Source organism: Pseudomonas sp. LAMO17WK12:I5, from assembly GCF_900215165.1.
Lineage (GTDB): Bacteria > Pseudomonadota > Gammaproteobacteria > Pseudomonadales > Pseudomonadaceae > Aquipseudomonas > Aquipseudomonas putida_A.
The window spans coordinates 247,402-265,222 of record NZ_OBDS01000003.1 but is presented as its reverse complement, the minus strand read 5'-3'; the positions used below and the strand labels follow the sequence as shown (position 1 = coordinate 265,222).

At 59.0% G+C, this 17,821-nt stretch carries 11 protein-coding genes; 10 read left to right on the top strand and 1 reads right to left on the bottom strand.

The window, feature by feature from the left end; all coding sequences use genetic code 11:
• Window positions 1-190: 190 nt before the first annotated feature.
• Window positions 191-1,264 (bottom strand): diguanylate cyclase, encoded by a 1,074-nt coding sequence (locus CRO59_RS06655; RefSeq protein ID WP_097088798.1) that lies wholly within the window; start codon window positions 1,262-1,264, stop codon window positions 191-193.
• 190 nt (window positions 1,265-1,454) lie between these two features.
• Between CRO59_RS06655 and CRO59_RS06650 the strand changes: the two genes are divergently transcribed.
• From CRO59_RS06650 to CRO59_RS06605, 10 genes are all read left to right on the top strand, one after another.
• Window positions 1,455-2,906 carry an NAD(P)/FAD-dependent oxidoreductase gene (locus tag CRO59_RS06650; protein WP_097088797.1) on the top strand — a complete coding sequence of 484 codons (1,452 nt, stop codon included), beginning with the start codon at window positions 1,455-1,457 and terminating at the stop codon, window positions 2,904-2,906.
• Window positions 2,907-2,927: 21 nt separating this feature from the next.
• Entirely contained in the window at window positions 2,928-3,854 is a 927-nt protein-coding gene (locus CRO59_RS06645) for an alpha/beta fold hydrolase (protein ID WP_096796512.1), read from the top strand.
• 174 nt (window positions 3,855-4,028) lie between these two features.
• A complete protein-coding gene (gene glcD, locus CRO59_RS06640) occupies window positions 4,029-5,528 on the top strand; it encodes a glycolate oxidase subunit GlcD (RefSeq protein WP_097088795.1) in 1,500 nt (499 codons plus the stop codon).
• Window positions 5,528-6,577 (top strand): glycolate oxidase subunit GlcE, encoded by a 1,050-nt coding sequence (gene glcE, locus CRO59_RS06635; protein ID WP_096796514.1) that lies wholly within the window; start codon window positions 5,528-5,530, stop codon window positions 6,575-6,577. The genes glcD and glcE overlap by 1 nt, the downstream gene beginning before the upstream one ends.
• A 2-nt stretch (window positions 6,578-6,579) precedes the next feature.
• On the top strand, window positions 6,580-7,800 hold the full coding sequence (gene glcF, locus CRO59_RS06630) for a glycolate oxidase subunit GlcF (RefSeq protein ID WP_097088793.1): 1,221 nt from the start codon (window positions 6,580-6,582) through the stop codon (window positions 7,798-7,800).
• A gap of 88 nt (window positions 7,801-7,888) precedes the next feature.
• Window positions 7,889-9,277: a VOC family protein gene (locus CRO59_RS06625; protein WP_097088791.1), complete on the top strand. Its 1,389-nt coding sequence runs from the start codon at window positions 7,889-7,891 to the stop codon at window positions 9,275-9,277.
• Window positions 9,278-9,734: 457 nt separating this feature from the next.
• The gene (locus CRO59_RS06620; protein WP_003226246.1) at window positions 9,735-10,250 is read left to right on the top strand and encodes an Hcp family type VI secretion system effector; all 516 of its coding nucleotides are present in this window, start codon (window positions 9,735-9,737) and stop codon (window positions 10,248-10,250) included.
• A gap of 133 nt (window positions 10,251-10,383) precedes the next feature.
• A complete protein-coding gene (gene tssI / locus CRO59_RS06615) occupies window positions 10,384-12,426 on the top strand; it encodes a type VI secretion system tip protein TssI/VgrG (protein WP_097088788.1) in 2,043 nt (680 codons plus the stop codon).
• Entirely contained in the window at window positions 12,416-13,153 is a 738-nt protein-coding gene (locus CRO59_RS06610) for a DUF4123 domain-containing protein (protein WP_097088786.1), read from the top strand. The genes tssI and CRO59_RS06610 overlap by 11 nt, the downstream gene beginning before the upstream one ends.
• Entirely contained in the window at window positions 13,153-17,820 is a 4,668-nt protein-coding gene (locus CRO59_RS06605; RefSeq protein WP_097088784.1) for an RHS repeat-associated core domain-containing protein, read from the top strand. The genes CRO59_RS06610 and CRO59_RS06605 overlap by 1 nt, the downstream gene beginning before the upstream one ends.
• Window position 17,821: the final 1 nt, after the last annotated feature.

Sequence of the window (17,821 nt, the reverse complement as noted above, 5' to 3'; positions counted from 1 at the left end):
CGTCGGGGGGAATTGAACCGTACCTGACATCGACGCAAGGCTCTATACCGGATGCGACATCTCTGCGGCCGACACCGAACACTTGTAGGCCTTCGCCTGCTCGCGATAGCCGAGTGTCAGCCGACATCCATGCCACTGACAGAACGCCTTCGCGAGCAAGCCCGCTCCCACAGGTGATAGTGCTGGGCAGTCAGACCGAATCGAGCAGTTCCTGCTTCGGTAGATCATCACTGTTGCAGATCACCCGATTGCGCCCGGTGGCCTTGGCCTCGTACAGCGCCTGATCCGCATCATTGAGCCAACGTGTCGCGTCGCCATGCGCCGGATCGTATGCCGCCAGACCAATACTCAGGCTGACCTTGAGCGCCGGGTTCTGTTCGTAACCGAGGGTGGCGAAACGTTCGCGCAAGGCTTCCATCGCCTGCGCGGCATTGAACAGCGGCAGGTCAGGCAGGATCACGCAAAACTCGTCGCCGCCATAGCGCCCGGCGACGTCCGCAGCGCGCAGGTTCTGCTTGAGCATTTTGCTCAACTGGCGCAGCACGATGTCACCCGCCACATGCCCGTAGGTGTCGTTGATCGCCTTGAAGTGATCGATGTCGATCAACGCGATCGCTGCGCCCTGCTGCTGCCGGCGGCAACGTTGAAAGGCGATTTCCAGTTGATCCTTCCACGCGCCGTGATTGAGCAGTCCGGTGAGGCTGTCGGTGCGACTCAGGGCCAGTAGCTCACGCTTGTGCAGGCCCAGCGTGTAGGCCTGGCGAAAGCAGATCCAGCCCAGCGCCAGCGGGTACAGCATCAGCAACGGCAGGCAGGCATAAAGCTGCAGAGGCGAGGTTTGCGGGATGAACGCCGGGGCGAAAACCACCAGGCCGACGCCGATACCAAGAACCTGCGCGGCAAGACCCGCCGCGAGAAAACGTAATCCGCCGATGGCGACGTTATTCATCGCCATCATCGAAATGGTGGTGGCACTGGGCAGCGGATTGAACTGCATGGCGGCGACCCAGAAGCCGCCCATAAAGGCATCAACCAACAGATTGCGGTGTTCCGCATGGTAAGGAACGCTGGCACGACGGGCCCATTGAAACGCCAGGTGCGGCCAGAGCAGGCCATTGAACAGCATCAACGCCCAGACCCACAGCGGCGGGTCTAGCGGGTACATCGCCGCGCTCACGCACAACAGCCCCAGCACCAGCCCGAGGGTTCGCGATGTATAAAGCCTCCTGGCCAATGAAAGTCCCTTTCCCCCCTTGTTTCGCATAAGGGCCTCGACCACTCAACGGAACCTGCGCACACCGTCAGACGGATGTGCTGGAAGTCTAACAGGCAGCCGTTAAATAGCTATCACCGGCCAGCCGCTGAATACCGCGCCATCGCCGTCGCGCACAGGGCAAATTTTTAGCTATACCTGAAAGGACGAAAACGGAAAAACGACTATAAGAAGGAGGCCCATGCAGACCTACCGAGTGTTGATCATCGGCAGCGGATTTGGCGGCCAATGTGCGGCGGTCAATTTGCTCAAGGCCGGTATCGACGATTTTCGCCTGCTGGAAAGACGCGACTTCCTCGGCGGCACTTGGTGCCAGAACACCTACCCCGGCGCGGCGGTGGATGTGCCGTCGCCGCTGTATTCGCTGTCCTTCGCGCCGTACCGCTGGACGCAGATGTTCGCCGCCCAGGCTGAACTGCACCAATACACCGAACACGTCATCGAGCGCTTTGGCCTGCGCGAGCGCGTGGAGCTGCAAACCAACGTCGAACGCATCGAATGGGACGACGCCGAACAGCGCTGGGCGGTGCATACCAGCAAGGGGATTTTCTACGCTCAGTTCGTGATCAACGCCTCCGGCCCGTTGAGCCAACCGGTGATCCCACCCTTCCCCGGCCTGGATCGCTTTCAGGGCAAGACTTTTCATACCAACAATTGGGATCACAGCTACGACTACCGCGGTAAACGCGTGGCCATCGTCGGCAGCGGCGCCAGTGCTGCGCAGGTGATTCCGGCGATTGCTCCAGAAGTCGAGCGATTGCACGTGTTCCAGCGCACGCCACATTGGGTGCTGCCGCGCGCCGATCGCAGGTTCGGGCCTTTCCAGCGCTGGTTGCTGGGGGTGAAACCGGCCTACAAGCTGCTGCGCTGGTTGCTCTACTGGCAATTCGAAACCCGGGTCATCGCCTTCAAATATTCGAAACCGGCGATTCATCTGGTCCAGCGTCAGGCCCTGCGCTTTCTCAAACAGCAGGTGCCGGACCCGGTTCTACGCGCAAAACTCACTCCGGACTTCACTATCGGCTGCAAGCGCGTCCTGCTTTCCAGCACCTATTACCCGGCGCTGACCCGGCCCAACGTCACGCTGCACAGCCGCGAACAAGGCATCGCCGAAATCGACGAAACCGGCATCACCACCACCGACGGCCAGCACATCGATGTCGATCTGATTATCTGGTCGACCGGCTACGACGCCACCGACGGTGTGGTCTCCTATCCGGTGACCGGCAGGCACGGCGTGCAACTCAAGGACGTCTGGGCGCAGTACCCGCGCGCCTACCTGGGCACCAGCCTGCCGGACTTTCCCAACCTGTTTATCGTCACCGGGCCCAACACCGGCATCGGGCATACCTCGGCGCTGTTCATCATCGAAGCGCAGATGAACTACATCCTCGACTGCATCCACACGCTGCAGTCAAAAGGCCTGCGCAGCATCGAAGTGCGCCCCGCAGCGGAACGTACCTACACTGCAATGATCCACCGTGAGATGGAACGCACGGTGTGGAAGTCCGGCGGCTGTCACAGTTGGTATCAGAGCAAGAGCGGTCATGTGATCGCGATATTTCCGGGCTTCAGTTTCAGCTACTACCGGTTGACCCGGACGCTGAAACCGGCTGACCACATTCTGTCCTGAACACGTAAAAGGAAGACGTCGATGCTTGTGCTGTTTGTCGCTCTCGCGGTTTTCGTGGCCTGGAGCTGGTTGAGTTATCCAGCGATCGGGCATTGGTTGTACGACCTCAGCACGGCGCTCGAGGCCAAGTTGTACAAGTTGCACAAAATCGAGGTGCCGATTGCCGAAATGACCGTCTCGACCTGGCAGGGTGGTCCCTATGAAGCAGCCAGCGCGATCCTGATGCTGCACGGCTACAGCGCCGAGAAGAATCTGTGGCTGCGCTTCGCCAGGCATTTTGTCCGCCAGTACCGGGTGATCATTCCGGACATCGCCGGTCATGGGGAAACCGGGTTCAAGGCCGGTGGCGGCTACGACATTGCGCTGCAGGCCAAGCGCATGATCCAGCTGCTGGACGTGTGCGGCGTGGAGAAAGTCCACGTGATCGGCAACTCGATGGGTGGCTACATCGCGGCATGGCTGGCAGCAACTTACCCGGAGCGGATCGCCTCGGTGGCGCTGATCGACCCGGCCGGCGTCACTGCACCGCAGGCCAGCGACATGGAGCGCCACCTCGCCCGTGGGCATAACCCGTTCCTGATCAACTCCCGGGAAGAGTTCCGCCAGTTTTATGCGATGACCATGGCCTCGCCGCCGTGGGTGCCCGGGCTGGTGCTGGACGCCATCGCTCAGCGATACGAACGCCAGCGTGATGAACTGGAAGAGATCTTCCGCGACTTCCGCGCCAGCCCGCCGATGGAGCCGAAACTGGCCGAGATCAAATGCCCGGCGCTGCTGCTTTGGGGGCGCAAGGATCGCTTGATCGACGTCAGCAGCGTGCCGGTGTGGAGCAAGGGCATCGCCAATCTGCGGGTCGAAGTGTGGGATGGCGTCGGGCACATGCCGATGGTCGAACAACCGGGGAATACCGCGCGGTTGTATCGGGAGTTTCTGGGCAATCAGCGATGAGTCCCAACACTATCCTTGTGGTGAGGGGATTTATCCCCGATGGGTTGCGCAGCAGCCCCAGTTCCAGCACTAAGCTGAATCAGACACACCGCATTCTCTGGGTTGGGGCTGCTGCGCAGCCATCGGGGATAAATCCCCTCACCACAGCTAATCACGTCCGCCGATGGGGTCGAAATGAACATTCTCTACGACGAACGCCTCGATGGACCGCTACCGGAGGTGAACAAGGCCGAGTTGCTGAAAACCCTGCAGCGCGCCCTCCCGGATCTCGACCTGCTCTGGCGCGAAGACGAGCTCAAACCGTACGAGTGCGACGGTCTCTCGGCCTATCGCACCACGCCGATGCTGGTCGCCCTGCCCCGGCGGCTCGATCAGGTGCAGACCCTGCTCAAGCTCTGCCATCAACACAACGTGCCGGTGGTTGCCCGGGGTGCTGGCACCGGGTTGTCGGGCGGTGCGCTGCCGCTGGAAAAAGGCCTGCTGCTGGTCATGGCGCGCTTCAACAATATTCTGCACATCGACCCGGCGGCCCGTACCGCGCGGGTGCAACCTGGGGTGCGCAATCTGGCGATTTCCCAGGCGGCCGCGCCGTTCGGCCTGTATTACGCGCCGGATCCGTCGTCGCAGATCGCCTGCTCGATCGGCGGTAACGTCGCGGAAAACGCCGGTGGCGTGCATTGCCTCAAGTACGGCCTGACCGTGCACAATTTGCTGAAAATCGAAGTGCTGAGCATCGAAGGCGAACGTCTGACGCTGGGCAGCGACGCCCTCGACACGCCGGGTTTCGATCTGCTGGCGTTGTTCACCGGCTCCGAAGGTTTGCTGGGGATCATCACCGAAGTCACGGTCAAATTGCTGCCCAAACCGCAGGTCGCCAAAGTCTTGCTGGCCAGTTTCGACTCGGTGGAAAAGGCTGGCCGCGCCGTGGCCGACATCATTGCCGCGGGGATCATTCCCGGGGGCCTGGAAATGATGGACAACCTGGCGATCCGCGCCGCTGAAGACTTCATTCACGCCGGTTACCCGGTTGATGCCGAGGCGATTCTGTTGTGCGAACTCGATGGCGTCGAAGCCGATGTCCACGACGATTGCCTGCGGGTGCGCGAGGTCATGCTCCAGGCCGGCGCCAGCGAAGTGCGGCAGGCCCGCGATGAAGCCGAGCGCGTGCGCTTCTGGGCCGGGCGCAAAAATGCCTTTCCGGCGATCGGCCGCTTGTCGCCGGACTACTACTGCATGGACGGCACCATCCCGCGCCGCGAGTTGCCCGGCGTGCTGCAAGGCATCGCCCGCCTCGGCGCCGAATACGGCTTGCGTGTGGCCAACGTGTTCCATGCCGGCGACGGCAACATGCACCCGCTGATCCTGTTCGACGCCAACCAGCCCGGCGAACTACATCGCGCCGAAGCGTTAGGCGGGAAGATTCTCGAACTGTGCGTGCAGGTTGGCGGCAGCATCACCGGTGAACACGGGGTCGGCCGCGAGAAAATCAATCAGATGTGCGCGCAGTTCAACAGCGCTGAGCTGAGCCTGTTCCACGCGGTCAAAGCCGCGTTCGACCCGCAAGGCTTGCTCAACCCCGGCAAGAATATCCCCACCCTGCATCGCTGCGCCGAGTTCGGTGCGATGCACATTCATGCCGGGCAACTGCCATTTCCCGAACTGGAGCGTTTCTGATGGCTGATTTCGACGCCAGCGACGCGCTGCTCGATCAGGTCAACCAGGCCCGGGCCAACGCCACACCGCTGAGAATTCAGGGCGGCAACAGCAAGGCGTTTCTCGGCCGCGAAGTGGCCGGTGAAGTGCTCGACGTCCGCGCGCATCGCGGCATCGTGCGCTATGAACCGACGGAACTGGTGGTCAGCGTGCGCGCCGGTACGCCGTTGCGCGAGCTGCTCGCGGCGCTCGACGCGGCCGGGCAGATGTTGCCCTGCGAGCCGCCGGCCTTCGGCGACAGCACCACGGTGGGCGGGATGATCGCCAGCGGACTGTCCGGGCCACGGCGGCCCTGGTCAGGTTCGGTACGCGATTTTGTCCTCGGCACCCGGGTCATCACCGGTCTCGGCGAGCACTTGCGGTTCGGTGGCGAGGTGATGAAAAACGTTGCCGGCTACGACCTCTCACGCCTGTTGACCGGCAGTTTTGGTTGTCTTGGGGTGCTGACCGAAGTCTCGCTGAAAGTCCTGCCGAAACCGCGTCAATGCCTGAGCATCCGCCTCGATATCGATTGCGCACGGGCGCTGACCAGACTGGCCGAATGGGGCCAGCAACCGTTGCCGATCAGCGGCGCCTGTCATGACGGGCAAAGCCTGTATCTGCGCCTTGAGGGCGGCGAAGGCTCGGTCACCGCCGCGCATCAACGGCTCGGCGGCGAACCGCTGGATTCGACGTTCTGGCGCGACCTGAACGAGCAACGCCTGAGCTTTTTCGACGAAGGCCTGCCGCTGTGGCGCCTGTCGCTGCCGAACAATCTCGGGCCGCAGGACTTGCCCGGCCAGCAGTTGCTCGACTGGGCCGGCGCGCAACGCTGGCTGAAATCCGATCACCAACACATTCAAATCCTCGCCCAGGAACTCGGCGGCCACGCCACCTGCTTTACCCATGGTGCCAGCGACACACCGTTCCAGCCGCTAGCCCCGGCGCTCATGCGTTATCACCGGCAACTCAAGGCGCAACTCGACCCGCAAGGGCTATTCAACCCCGGCCGGATGTACGCGGAGTTCTAGCCATGCAAACCACCCTCAGCGAAGAGTCCCGACAACTGCCGCGCGCGGCCGAGGCGGAAAAAATCCTCCGTACCTGCGTGCATTGCGGTTTTTGCAACGCCACCTGCCCGACCTATCAGTTACTCGGCGATGAGCTTGACGGGCCGCGCGGGCGCATCTATCTGATCAAGCAAGTGCTCGAAGGCGCGCCGGCCACCGCACAGACTCAGTTGCATCTGGATCGCTGCCTGTCCTGTCGCAACTGTGAAACCACCTGCCCGTCCGGCGTCGATTACCACAACCTGCTCGACATTGGCCGAGCGGTGGTTGATCAGGCGGTGCCGCGCCCCGCCGCCCAGCGCTTGTTGCGCGAGGGTCTGCGCGCACTGGCGCCGAACCCCGGCGTGTTCAAGGGTTTGCTGCGCGTTGGTACAACGTTCCGACCCTTGCTGCCGCGAATGTTCGAAAGCAAATTGCCGCAGCGCTCGCCAGCGTCCGGTACACGCCCTGCCCCGCGCCATGCGCGTCGGGTGCTGTTGCTCGAAGGTTGCGTGCAACCGGGCCTGTCGCCTAACACCAACGACGCGACGGCGCGGGTACTGGATCGGCTGGGCATCAGCGTCACCCCGGTGGCCGAGGCCGGTTGTTGTGGTGCCTTGGACTATCACCTCGACGCCCAGGCCAAAGGCCTCGACCGCGCCCGGCAAAACATCGACGCCTGGTGGCCACACCTGCAAAACGGTGCCGAAGCGATCGTGCAGACGGCCAGCGGTTGCGGCGCGTTCATCAAGGATTACGGGCATTTGCTGGCACAGGATCCGCGCTACGCCGACAAGGCGCGGCAGATCAGCGAACGGACGCTGGATCTGGTACAGATCCTGGCCCGGGAGCCCCTGGAGAAACTGTGCGCCGCCAGCCAACGCCGGATCGCCGTGCATTGCCCCTGCACCTTGCAACATGCGCTGAAACTCGGCGGCGCGGTGGAGGCGCTGCTGACCCGGCTGGGCTTCAACCTCACGGCGGTACCGGATGGGCACCTGTGTTGCGGTTCGGCCGGTACCTATTCGCTGACCCAACCCACTCTCGCCCGACAACTGCGCGACAACCGCCTCAACGCCTTGGAAAGCGATCGCCCGGACTTGATCGTCACCTCCAACATCGGTTGTCAGAATCACCTGGCGGGCGCTGGACGGACGCAGGTTGTGCACTGGATCGAACTGGTGGATCAGTCGTTGGCAGAATGAAGTTCGTAGGATTCTTCGTTTGCCGCCGCCAGCGAAGGCTGCGATCTTTTCCTCCATCCAAACCGTGACCGTGGCAGGAATTTTTTTCATGACCGTGCAGCCTTTCGTCAGCCCCGACCTGATCCGCCAACGCTTCTCCAAAGCGATGTCCGACATGTACCGCGAAGAAGTGCCGTTGTACGGCGCGCTGATGGAACTGGTGGAACAGACCAACCGCGAAGTGCTGTCCGCTCAGCCGGACATCGCACGGCAGTTCGACAGCACCGGTGAAATCGAACGGCTGGACATGGAGCGCCACGGCGCGATTCGCGTCGGCACGGCTACAGAGCTGGCGACCCTCGCCCGGCTGTTCGCGGTGATGGGCATGCAACCGGTGGGTTATTACGACTTGACCCCGGCGGGTGTGCCGGTGCACTCCACGGCGTTTCGCGCGGTGCATGAAGCGGCGCTGCAGGTCAGTCCGTTTCGGGTGTTCACTTCGTTGCTGCGTCTGGAACTGATCGAAGATCCCGAACTGCGCACGTTTGCTGAATCGGTACTGAATCAGCGTTCGATCTTTACCCCGACTGTCTTGCACCTGATCGAGCAGGCTGAGTCAGCGGGTGGGCTGAATGAGCCTGAAGCGGAGGAATTTGTCCTGCAGGCCCTTGAGACCTTTCGCTGGCATCACAGCGCAACCGTCACCGCCGCGCAGTACCAGACCCTCAGCGCTCAGCACCGTCTGATCGCCGACGTGGTGGCTTTCAAAGGCCCGCACATCAACCACCTGACCCCGCGCACTCTGGACATCGACAAGGTTCAGGCGCAAATGCCGGTGCATGGCATCACCCCGAAAGCGGTAATCGAAGGGCCGCCGCGTCGGCACTGCCCCATCCTGCTGCGCCAGACCAGTTTCAAAGCGCTGGATGAGCCGATCACTTTCACCGACCAGCACAACACCCGTGGCAGCCACAGCGCGCGCTTCGGCGAGATCGAACAACGCGGCGCGGCGCTGACGCCCAAGGGCCGGGCGCTGTATGACCGCCTGTTGAATGCCGCGCGCGATGAACTCGGTGACTTCCCCAACGAAGGCAACGCCGCACGCTACAACGCGCTGATGACTCAGCACTTTGGCGAATTTCCTGACAGCGTCGACGGCATGCGCGAACAGGGGCTGGCGTACTTTCGCTACTTCCCTACGGAAAAAGGCTTGGCGGCGGGTAGCCTTAAGTCGGCATCGCTGGAGGATTTGCTCCGTGAGGGCCATGTGAAAGCTGAACCTTTGGTGTACGAAGATTTCCTGCCGGTGAGTGCGGCGGGGATTTTTCAGTCGAACCTTGGAGATGCAGCGCAGACGCACTATGGCGAACACTCGAACCGTCAGGCGTTTGAACAGGCCTTGGGGCGTGCGACCATTGATGAGCTGGGGCTGTATGCCGAGACGCAGCGGCGTTCAATCGAGGAGTGTGCCCAGGTTTTGGGCCTGAAACCGCTCTGACTGTGGCGAGGGAGCTGGCTCCCGCTGGGTTGCGAAGCGGCCCTCGTTTTGGGAGCGCTGCGCACTCCAGCGGGAGCAAGCTCCCTCGCCACAGAATCAAATGTTGCTTCTAGCACAACCGCGACGACAAGACGCAACGCTCGACGCTGGCCCTTGGCCTTACTGCGCAACTTCTTGCGCACTTGATCGGTGAAAAAGGCGACTCATCGCGCTGCAGGCCTTGACTGGCGTGGCTTACAGCCAAGTGCGCAACTTCTTGCGCAGTACTGCGCAAGAAGTTGCGCACTTTCCCTCTCGATTCAGCAAAAAACATCGGCTAAACCGCACGCCAGAGCCACTCCACCCCCGGTTGCCGGGACCTTCGACAAACCTGGCACGCTCCTTGATAACAGTCAGGCACCCACCGGGCGATTTCGCCTCCCGGGCACCCTAAATTTATCCGCAAGGAGAGCACCCCATGGCAACACCAGCGTACATGTCGGTTACCGGCGAAAAACAAGGCCTGATCACTGCCGGCGCCTTCACCGCCGACTCCGTTGGCAACACCTACCAGGAAGGCCACGAAGACCAAGTCATGGTTCAGGCGTTCAGCCACGACGTGATCATCCCGCGTGACCCACAATCCGGTCAGCCAACCGGTCAGCGCGTTCACAAGCCAGTGATCATCACCAAGGTCTACGACAAGGCTTCGCCTCTGCTGCAAGCTGCTCTGACCTCCGGCGAGCGCATGAGCGAAATCGTTATCCAGTGGTACCGTACTTCTGCTCAAGGTACTCAAGAGCACTACTACACCACCAAACTGGAAGACGCGATCATCGTCGCCATCAACAACAAAATGCACAACTGCCAGGATCCAGGCAACTCGCACTTCACCCACCTGGAAGAAGTGCAGTTCACCTACCGTAAAATCACCTGGACCCACGAAGTATCCGGTACTTCGGGTTCCGATGACTGGCGTGCTCCAGTCGTTTAATTACGGCTGATCGTTACAAGCATCGACCAGCCCTGCTGGTCGATGTTGTTTACGCCCCTCCAGAATTTCGCGTACGTTGAGCCGTTTTTTGCGGCCGTCGACGAGCGCCGCTGTACAGCACGAGGAACAAGGGATGTTCGCGCCGGCCAATGAAACCCACTTTGCCCTGACCATCGAAGGGCTCTCCGCCGATTTTCAGGTATTCACCCTGACCGGCCGGGAAGCCATCAGCCAGCCTTTTGTCTTTGAGGTGGAGCTGGTCAGTGAGCAGCCGTCGCTGGACCTCGAAACCCTGCTGCACAAACCGGCCTTTCTGCAGCTGTCGCCCGATGGCAGCGGCATCCACGGCCAGATCTACCGCGCCGCGCAAGGCGATTCCGGCAAGCGCCTGACCCGTTATTCGGTAACCCTGCGCCCGCAACTGTCGTACCTGGCGCACCGCGTCAACCAACGGATCTTCCAGAACCTCACGGTGCCGAAAATCATCGGCATGGTTCTCGAAGAGCACGGCATTCAAAGCAACGCCTACGAATTCAAGACCGGTTCGATCTATCCCGAGCGCATCTACTGCGTGCAATACGATGAATCGGACCTGCATTTCATCCAGCGCCTGTGCGAGGAAGAAGGTATTCACTACCACTTCCAGCACAGCGCTACAGCGCACAAGCTCGTCTTCGGCGATGACCAGACGGTGTTCCCGAAACTCAAGCCTGTGGCCTACCAGCAAGACTCCGGCATGGTCGCCAGCAACCCGGTGATCAAGCGTTTCGACCTGCGCCTGGAAACCCGCACCAGCCGCACCACGCGCCGCGATTACGACTTCGAAAAACCACGCCTGACGCTGGAAAGCGAAAACCGCGGCGACGCCCTTCCCGACCTCGAAGACTACGATTACCCGGGCCGGTTCATCGACCGCGAGCGCGGCAAACACCTGGCCAAACGCGCCCTCGAACGCCACCGCAGCGACTTCCAGCTCGCCGAAGGCAAAAGTGATCAGCCGCTGCTGGTCAGCGGCCACTTCCTCGCCCTGACCGAACACCCGAAAGCCAAATGGAACGACCTGTGGCTACTCACCGAAGTCCTGCACGAAGGCAAACAGCCGCAAGTGCTGGAAGAGTCGGTGACCAGCGACACCACTGCCCTTAAAGACGATTTCCATCAGGGCTATCGCAACCGCTTCCAGGCGACCCCGTGGGACGTGCCGAACCGTCCACCGCTGCGCCACCCGAAACCGCGCATCCTCGGTAGCCAGAGCGCAGTGGTTACCGGCCCGAAAGGCGAAGAGATCCACTGCGACCAGTACGGCCGGGTCAAAGTCCAGTTCCACTGGGACCGCGAAGGCCAGGCCGACGACAAGACCAGTTGCTGGCTGCGCGTCTCCAGCGCCTGGGCCGGCGCCCAGTACGGCGGCATCGCCATCCCGCGCATCGGCATGGAAGTGCTGGTGACCTTCCTTGAAGGCGACCCCGATCAACCGCTGATCAGCGGCTGCCTGTACCACAAGGAAAACACCGTCCCGTATGAGCTGCCGGCAAACAAGACTCGCAGCACCTTCAAGACCCTGAGTTCCATGGGCGGTGGCGGCTACAACGAACTGCGCATCGAAGACAAGAAAGGTCAGGAGCAGATCTTCCTCCACGCCCAGCGCGACTGGGACGAAAACATCGAGCACGACCAGAAGATCCGCGTCGGTAACGAACGCCACGACACCGTCGAGCAGAACAGCTACACGGAACTCAAAGCCGAAGAACATCACACCGTCTACGCCGACCGCAAAGTCGAAGCCCGCGCCAACGACCACCTGACCGTGGGCGTCAACCAGCACATCAAGATCGGCACCGGCCAATTCATCGACGCCGGCCAGGAAATCCACCTGAGCAGCGGCATGAAAGTCGTGCTCGAAGCCGGCGCCGAGCTGACCCTGGTCGGCGGCGGCAGCTTCATCAAGATCGACGCCGGCGGCGTGACCATGAGCGGCCCGACGATCAACATCAACTCCGGCGGCAGCCCCGGCAGCGGCACTGGCGCCGCCCCGCTGATGCCCGGCGTGCTGAAACAGGCCGACGCCGACAAGGCCGGCCAGGTCCTGACCCCAGCCCAGATCAACACCCTCAAACGTAACGCGCCGTTCTGCGAAGAATGCGAAAAATGCAAGGCAGGTGCCTGTGCCATCTGATCGACTGACACCCAAGGACTGGCTGGCGCAACAGCCGCTGCAGAGTGGCGAGCGCCTGTACCTGATCGTCAGCGCAGCGAGCGATGCCGACGCGCTGAAAACCCTGTACCTGACCGAACCCACTGCCCAACTCCTGCCAATCTGGGGCGGCACGCCCTACTCCACCTGGCAACCAGTGATGCCCTACGTCACCGAGCTCAAACCGAACTCGGCATTCCTGCCGTGGATCGCCGAAACCGACGCCCTCGACTGGGGCTGGCTGGCGGTCTCACGCGCCGAACCGAACGACGTGTTCGAGTACCTGCGCAGCCTGACACAGGTGAAGATGCCGGACGGGACCGAAGTGTTTTTCCGGTTCTGGGATGGGCGGCATATCTACCCGATTCTGAAGGGGCTTGGGGAGAAGGCTGGGGAAGTAATGCCGGTGTTTGAGCGGTATTTGATTAATGGGCAGACGCTGGAGGTTGGGACACGGGTGTTGCCGAAGGTGAAGGATTGGCCGTGGTGGGAGGTGCCGAAGGATTTGCTGGATGGCTTAGCCAAGGACAACCCGACGACACTGATCAGCAACCTTATGCAGTGGCTGGAAGAAGACCGCCCGGACATTTACAACGCTTGGCCTGAGAACAACCTGAAGCTGAAAGTCAGCCGTTTCGTGCGCCGCCCGGATGCGCCGAAAAACCTTAAAGAAGCACTGTTAAACCACCTGATTCTGGAGCAAGGCTGATGGATCGCGTTGCCTTTGTTGATAAACAACTCTCTACCTTCCCGGACAGTTTGAAGGACTACCGAGAACTGACTGAAAGCAAATATGCGGAATGGCTGGACAAGGGGCCTCAATTTCTCGATAGACCAGCATTTTTTGGGTTGAGCAGATCCATCAAGCTCGGGAGCGCGAACGCTACTGTCAGTGTGAAAGACGATGAGTTCGAATCCACGGTTGCACAGTGCCCCAAGGATGGCAGACTGCTGATCGAAAGTAAGTTTGTCTCCGTCAACGACATTCCCGTTGGCAATATAACGGTCGAGGTCACTCCCAAAGAAGGCGGCACAGCAACTTCTATCACTCTCGATGCTGATGGAAAAGGTGTTTACAAGGGCGTACCAGGAAAAAAATACTTCGTTCGGGTACAAAGCTCAGTAACAAAAAATCAGCTAAATCAGCTATTTAGCTCCTACGACGGGTTCACCGCACAGTTAAAAGACTGGCTCGACTTAGAATGGAGAAAATACAGACCACTTTGGCCGAAGGAAACACTTGCCTCCCCCTACCTCGCCCAGATGAAGGGAACGCTCATTGGAAGTTGGGAGGCGATCAAGGCAGCATTTGACGGCATTAAGCGAATCTTTGAGATCCTGAAGGATCCGAAACAATTCGCAAAGGAATTGGGAGAAAGCGCGAGCGATTTGTTGAGACTAGCGAAAGAAACACCAGCGATGATGGAAAAGCTGATGTTGCTAGCCAGCGACCAAGCGGCACTTTTTCTTATTCTGAAGGCGTCAGGAATCTGGCTACTACAACTCCCTCCCAGCGTAATATCCGGAAAAACCGCAGAACAAATATCCAGCGCCATCGTAACTATTTTAATAGATATTCTTCTGGCGATCGTTCTCACGTTCGCTGCAGAGGGCTCAGGTATTGCCTACCTCGGCGTGCGCTTGGTTAACTACGGTGCAAGAGTTATCGAAGCCGTCTCTGGGTTTGTAAAATCCATATTCAGTATTGTTAAAAAGTTCATGGAAGCGATCGAGCACTACAAAAAACTCGCTACAAGGGCGATCGCTGGGACTTTTGAAAAGGGCAAGGTCAAACTTGGCTGGGACCGACAAGACCATGCAAAAGTTGGCAGTTCAGAGCATGTTGATGACAAATCAAAACAGTCAACCAACCACGACGATAAAAACGTCGCCTGCACCAGGGAAACTTGTGTTAACGGCTGCCCAGTATCGATGGTTACAGGGGAGGAACTGCTAACGCTTACTGACGGCCAGTTAAATGGACTGTTTCCATTCGAATGGACCCGCCTATATCGTACTAGCGCAGCAGAAGTAGACTGTGGACTAGGCTACGGGTGGAGTCACGCTCTTGCACAGCGAGTCCAAGTGAATGACGACGGGATTGTCTGGACAGATCATGAAAATCGCATCACCAACTTTCCGCTTCCTAGCGAACAACGGTCAGCAATAACCAATAGCCTAGCAAAAGCGGCTATCTTTATTGGTGATGATCCATCTGAACTCATTCTGACCCAGGCAGGCGAGCGCCCGCTGTTCTATCACTTCAGGTACAACAGCGAAGGCGCAACACTTATTGCAATTACTGACCGGTATCGTAATCGGCTTCATATTACTCGCGATATTCATGGACGAATCAAACGTGTAGATAACGGTGCGGGACGAGCATTATTAATTCGCTATAATCGCAAGCATATTGTATCTGTCGATTATCAGCAGTTCATCCCTGCAGACAACCTGGAAGATGCTTGGGCCACCATTCAAACACTTGTCACTTATCGATACGACGAGCACAGTCGCCTCGTGGAAGCGAAAAACGCCGCGGGTGAAAGTGAGCTTTATTCCTATAACCACCAAAACGTAATTCTCGAAAGGCAACTAGCTGGTGGTGCGAGCTTCTTCTGGGAATGGGAGAACGAAGGAAAATCCTCTCGATGCATCCATCATTGGGCAAACTTTACACAGATGGATGCCCGCTATACTTGGGACGATAATGGAAGCGTCACTGTTACTAACGCTGATGGCAGTGAGGAAATCTACACTCATGACGATCACGCCAGACTCATCAGCAAAGTCGAACCGGGTGGAGCGGAACACAGCAACATCTACGACGAAAAGGGCCGTCTTGTTGCCGAAAAGAATCCATTAGGCGCAATCACGGAATACCAGTACAACGACGCGGGTCGATTGGAAGCAGTAATTCCGCCAGAGGACACACCTACACTTTACGACTACAAATTCGGCTTTGTGTCCGAAGTTCGTCGTGGCGATGCGATCTGGAAATATATACGAAACAAACAAGGTGATATCACTCAACAAATTGATCCCGACGGTAATTCAACGTATTACTCTTACGATGATCAAGGTCGTCTTTTAGAGATTCTAAACCAGGATGGCAGCCGCCATAGGTTAGGTTGGAACAACCTCGGCGAATTGCTTGAAGAGCAGTTACCGGATGGTGGGAAACGTAAATACCGTTACGATGCACTTGGGCGGCAAATCACTCGCCAAGATGAAACGGGCGCCATTACTCAATACCAATGGGATGCCGTTGACCGTCTGATTCAGGTGATCCTACCCGGTGGCGCCAGCCGTGCCTTCACCTATAACCCGTATGGTCGCGTCACCGCCGAGCGAGACGAACTTGGGCGCATTACCCAGTACGAATATGCTGACAACCTGCATCTTGTCAGTCGTCGCATCAATCCGGACGGCAGCCAACTGCGCTACCGCTACGACAATGCGGGACTGCTGCTTACCGAAATAGAGAACGAGCGCGGCGAGCAATATCACCTCGACTACTACGCCAACGGCCTGATCCAACAGGAAACCGGCTTCGACGGTCGTCGCACTGCCTACGAGTACGACCTCAACAGCCAGTTGGTCAAGAAAACCGAATTCGGCGATGACGGCAGCGAACTCGTTACCGAATACCAGCGCGATGCTTCTGGCCGCCTGTTGGTAAAAATCCTCGCCGATGGCGAAGAGATTCACTACAGCTACGACGGACTGGGTCGTCTGGTAAATGTCGACGACGGCAATTGGCCACTCGCCTACGAATACGATGTGCAAGATCGCCTGATCACTGAACACCAAGGCTGGGGCACCACACGTTACGAATATGACAGCGTCGGCCAACTGAACCACTGCCGCCTGCCCGATGGCAGCAAACTTGACTACCGTCACCTGCCCGGCGGACGTCTGAGCAGCATCGACCTCAATGGCTCTCGCCTGACCGCTCACCAGTTCAGCGCCGGACGCGAACAGCAACGCCAACAAGGTCTGCTGCTCAGCCAATACCAGTACGATGAGCAGGGTCGCTTGCAAGCCCACACAGTCGGCCAGCGAGACAAGAACCTGTTTCAGCGTCGATACAACTACGACGCCAACGGCAATCTCGCCGGTATCGATGACAGCCGCAAAGGCAAGCGCAGCTACCACTACGACCCGCTCGACCGACTCATCAGCGTGCGCGGCGCCACACCGGAAAGCTTCGCCCATGATCCGGCCGGTAACCTGCTGGGTCAAAACAACGAAGGCACAGCGAACCTGGCCAACGTCAAAGGCAACCGCCTGCTGATGCAGGGCGACCGCCATTACGACTACGATGCCTACGGCAACCTGATCCGCGAACGCCGTGGTGCCGGCCAGAAACTCGTCACCGAATACCGCTACGACTGCCAGCACCGCCTCATCGGCGTCAGCCTGCCGGGCGGCAGTACCGCATCCTACAAATACGACGCCTTTGGTCGCCGTATCGAAAAAACCGTCGACGGCCACACTACCGAGTTTCTGTGGCAAGGCGAACGATTGATCGCTGAAAGCGCGGAAAACCGCTACCGCAGCTACATTTACGAACCTGGCAGCTTCCGCCCTCTGGCAATGCTCGACGGCGAAGGTCCACGCAAAGCTACGCCGTTCTACTATCAGCTTGATCACCTCGGCACGCCGCAAGAACTCACAGATTACAGCGGCGAGATCATGTGGTCGGCGAAGTACCGCGCCTACGGTAATCTCGCCGCGCTGGACGTCAGCGAGATTGATAATCCGCTGCGCTTCCAAGGTCAGTACTTCGATGCCGAGACGGGGTTACATTACAACCGGCACCGCTACTACAATCCGGGTACTGGGCGTTTTTTGACGCCGGATCCGATCAAGCTCGCGGGTGGGTTGAACAACTATCAGTACGTGCCTAATCCTACGGGTTGGGTGGATCCGCTTGGTCTGAGTACTTGTCCAGGCGGCGAGAATTGTACGCCTGGAGTGGGGGCTGACGATGCTGCAACAAAACCACAAGTAAATGAGGGCGATCAAAAAGCACCTGAGACAGGAGGCGCAGCTCGAGCTGCTCAATACTCTGCAAATTGGCCTAAAGCAAATTTAAATAATGCTGTGGAAAAATTCGCCGGCAACAATCCTATAATCAGCACCACTGATAAGGGTAAGAAAATATACAAAAACCCTCAAAACGGAGTAGAAGTAGTAGAAGACATGAATGGAAACTATTTTAGAGTTTACGACCCCTCACTTCCCGGAAAACGTAAATATCTGAACCTTGACGGAATTGTACCTAGCAACAAAACGCTTCCGAACGGAAAGCAAACAGGCAGATCGCAAAGCGAATACAACGAAGTTACGCACTTTAACAAGGAACCATAGA

What these genes read in the sequence shown, in the direction of transcription:
- CRO59_RS06650 (WP_097088797.1), top strand. Translation starts at nt 1,455, where the DNA reads ATGCAGACCTACCGAGTGTTGATCATCGGCAGCGGATTTGGCGGCCAA.
- CRO59_RS06645 (WP_096796512.1), top strand. Translation starts at nt 2,928, where the DNA reads ATGCTTGTGCTGTTTGTCGCTCTCGCGGTTTTCGTGGCCTGGAGCTGG.
- CRO59_RS06605 (WP_097088784.1), top strand. Translation starts at nt 13,153, where the DNA reads ATGGATCGCGTTGCCTTTGTTGATAAACAACTCTCTACCTTCCCGGAC.
- tssI (WP_097088788.1), top strand. Translation starts at nt 10,384, where the DNA reads ATGTTCGCGCCGGCCAATGAAACCCACTTTGCCCTGACCATCGAAGGG.
- CRO59_RS06620 (WP_003226246.1), top strand. Translation starts at nt 9,735, where the DNA reads ATGGCAACACCAGCGTACATGTCGGTTACCGGCGAAAAACAAGGCCTG.
- CRO59_RS06625 (WP_097088791.1), top strand. Translation starts at nt 7,889, where the DNA reads ATGACCGTGCAGCCTTTCGTCAGCCCCGACCTGATCCGCCAACGCTTC.
- CRO59_RS06655 (WP_097088798.1), bottom strand. Translation starts at nt 1,264, where the DNA reads ATGCGAAACAAGGGGGGAAAGGGACTTTCATTGGCCAGGAGGCTTTAT.
- glcD (WP_097088795.1), top strand. Translation starts at nt 4,029, where the DNA reads ATGAACATTCTCTACGACGAACGCCTCGATGGACCGCTACCGGAGGTG.
- glcF (WP_097088793.1), top strand. Translation starts at nt 6,580, where the DNA reads ATGCAAACCACCCTCAGCGAAGAGTCCCGACAACTGCCGCGCGCGGCC.
- glcE (WP_096796514.1), top strand. Translation starts at nt 5,528, where the DNA reads ATGGCTGATTTCGACGCCAGCGACGCGCTGCTCGATCAGGTCAACCAG.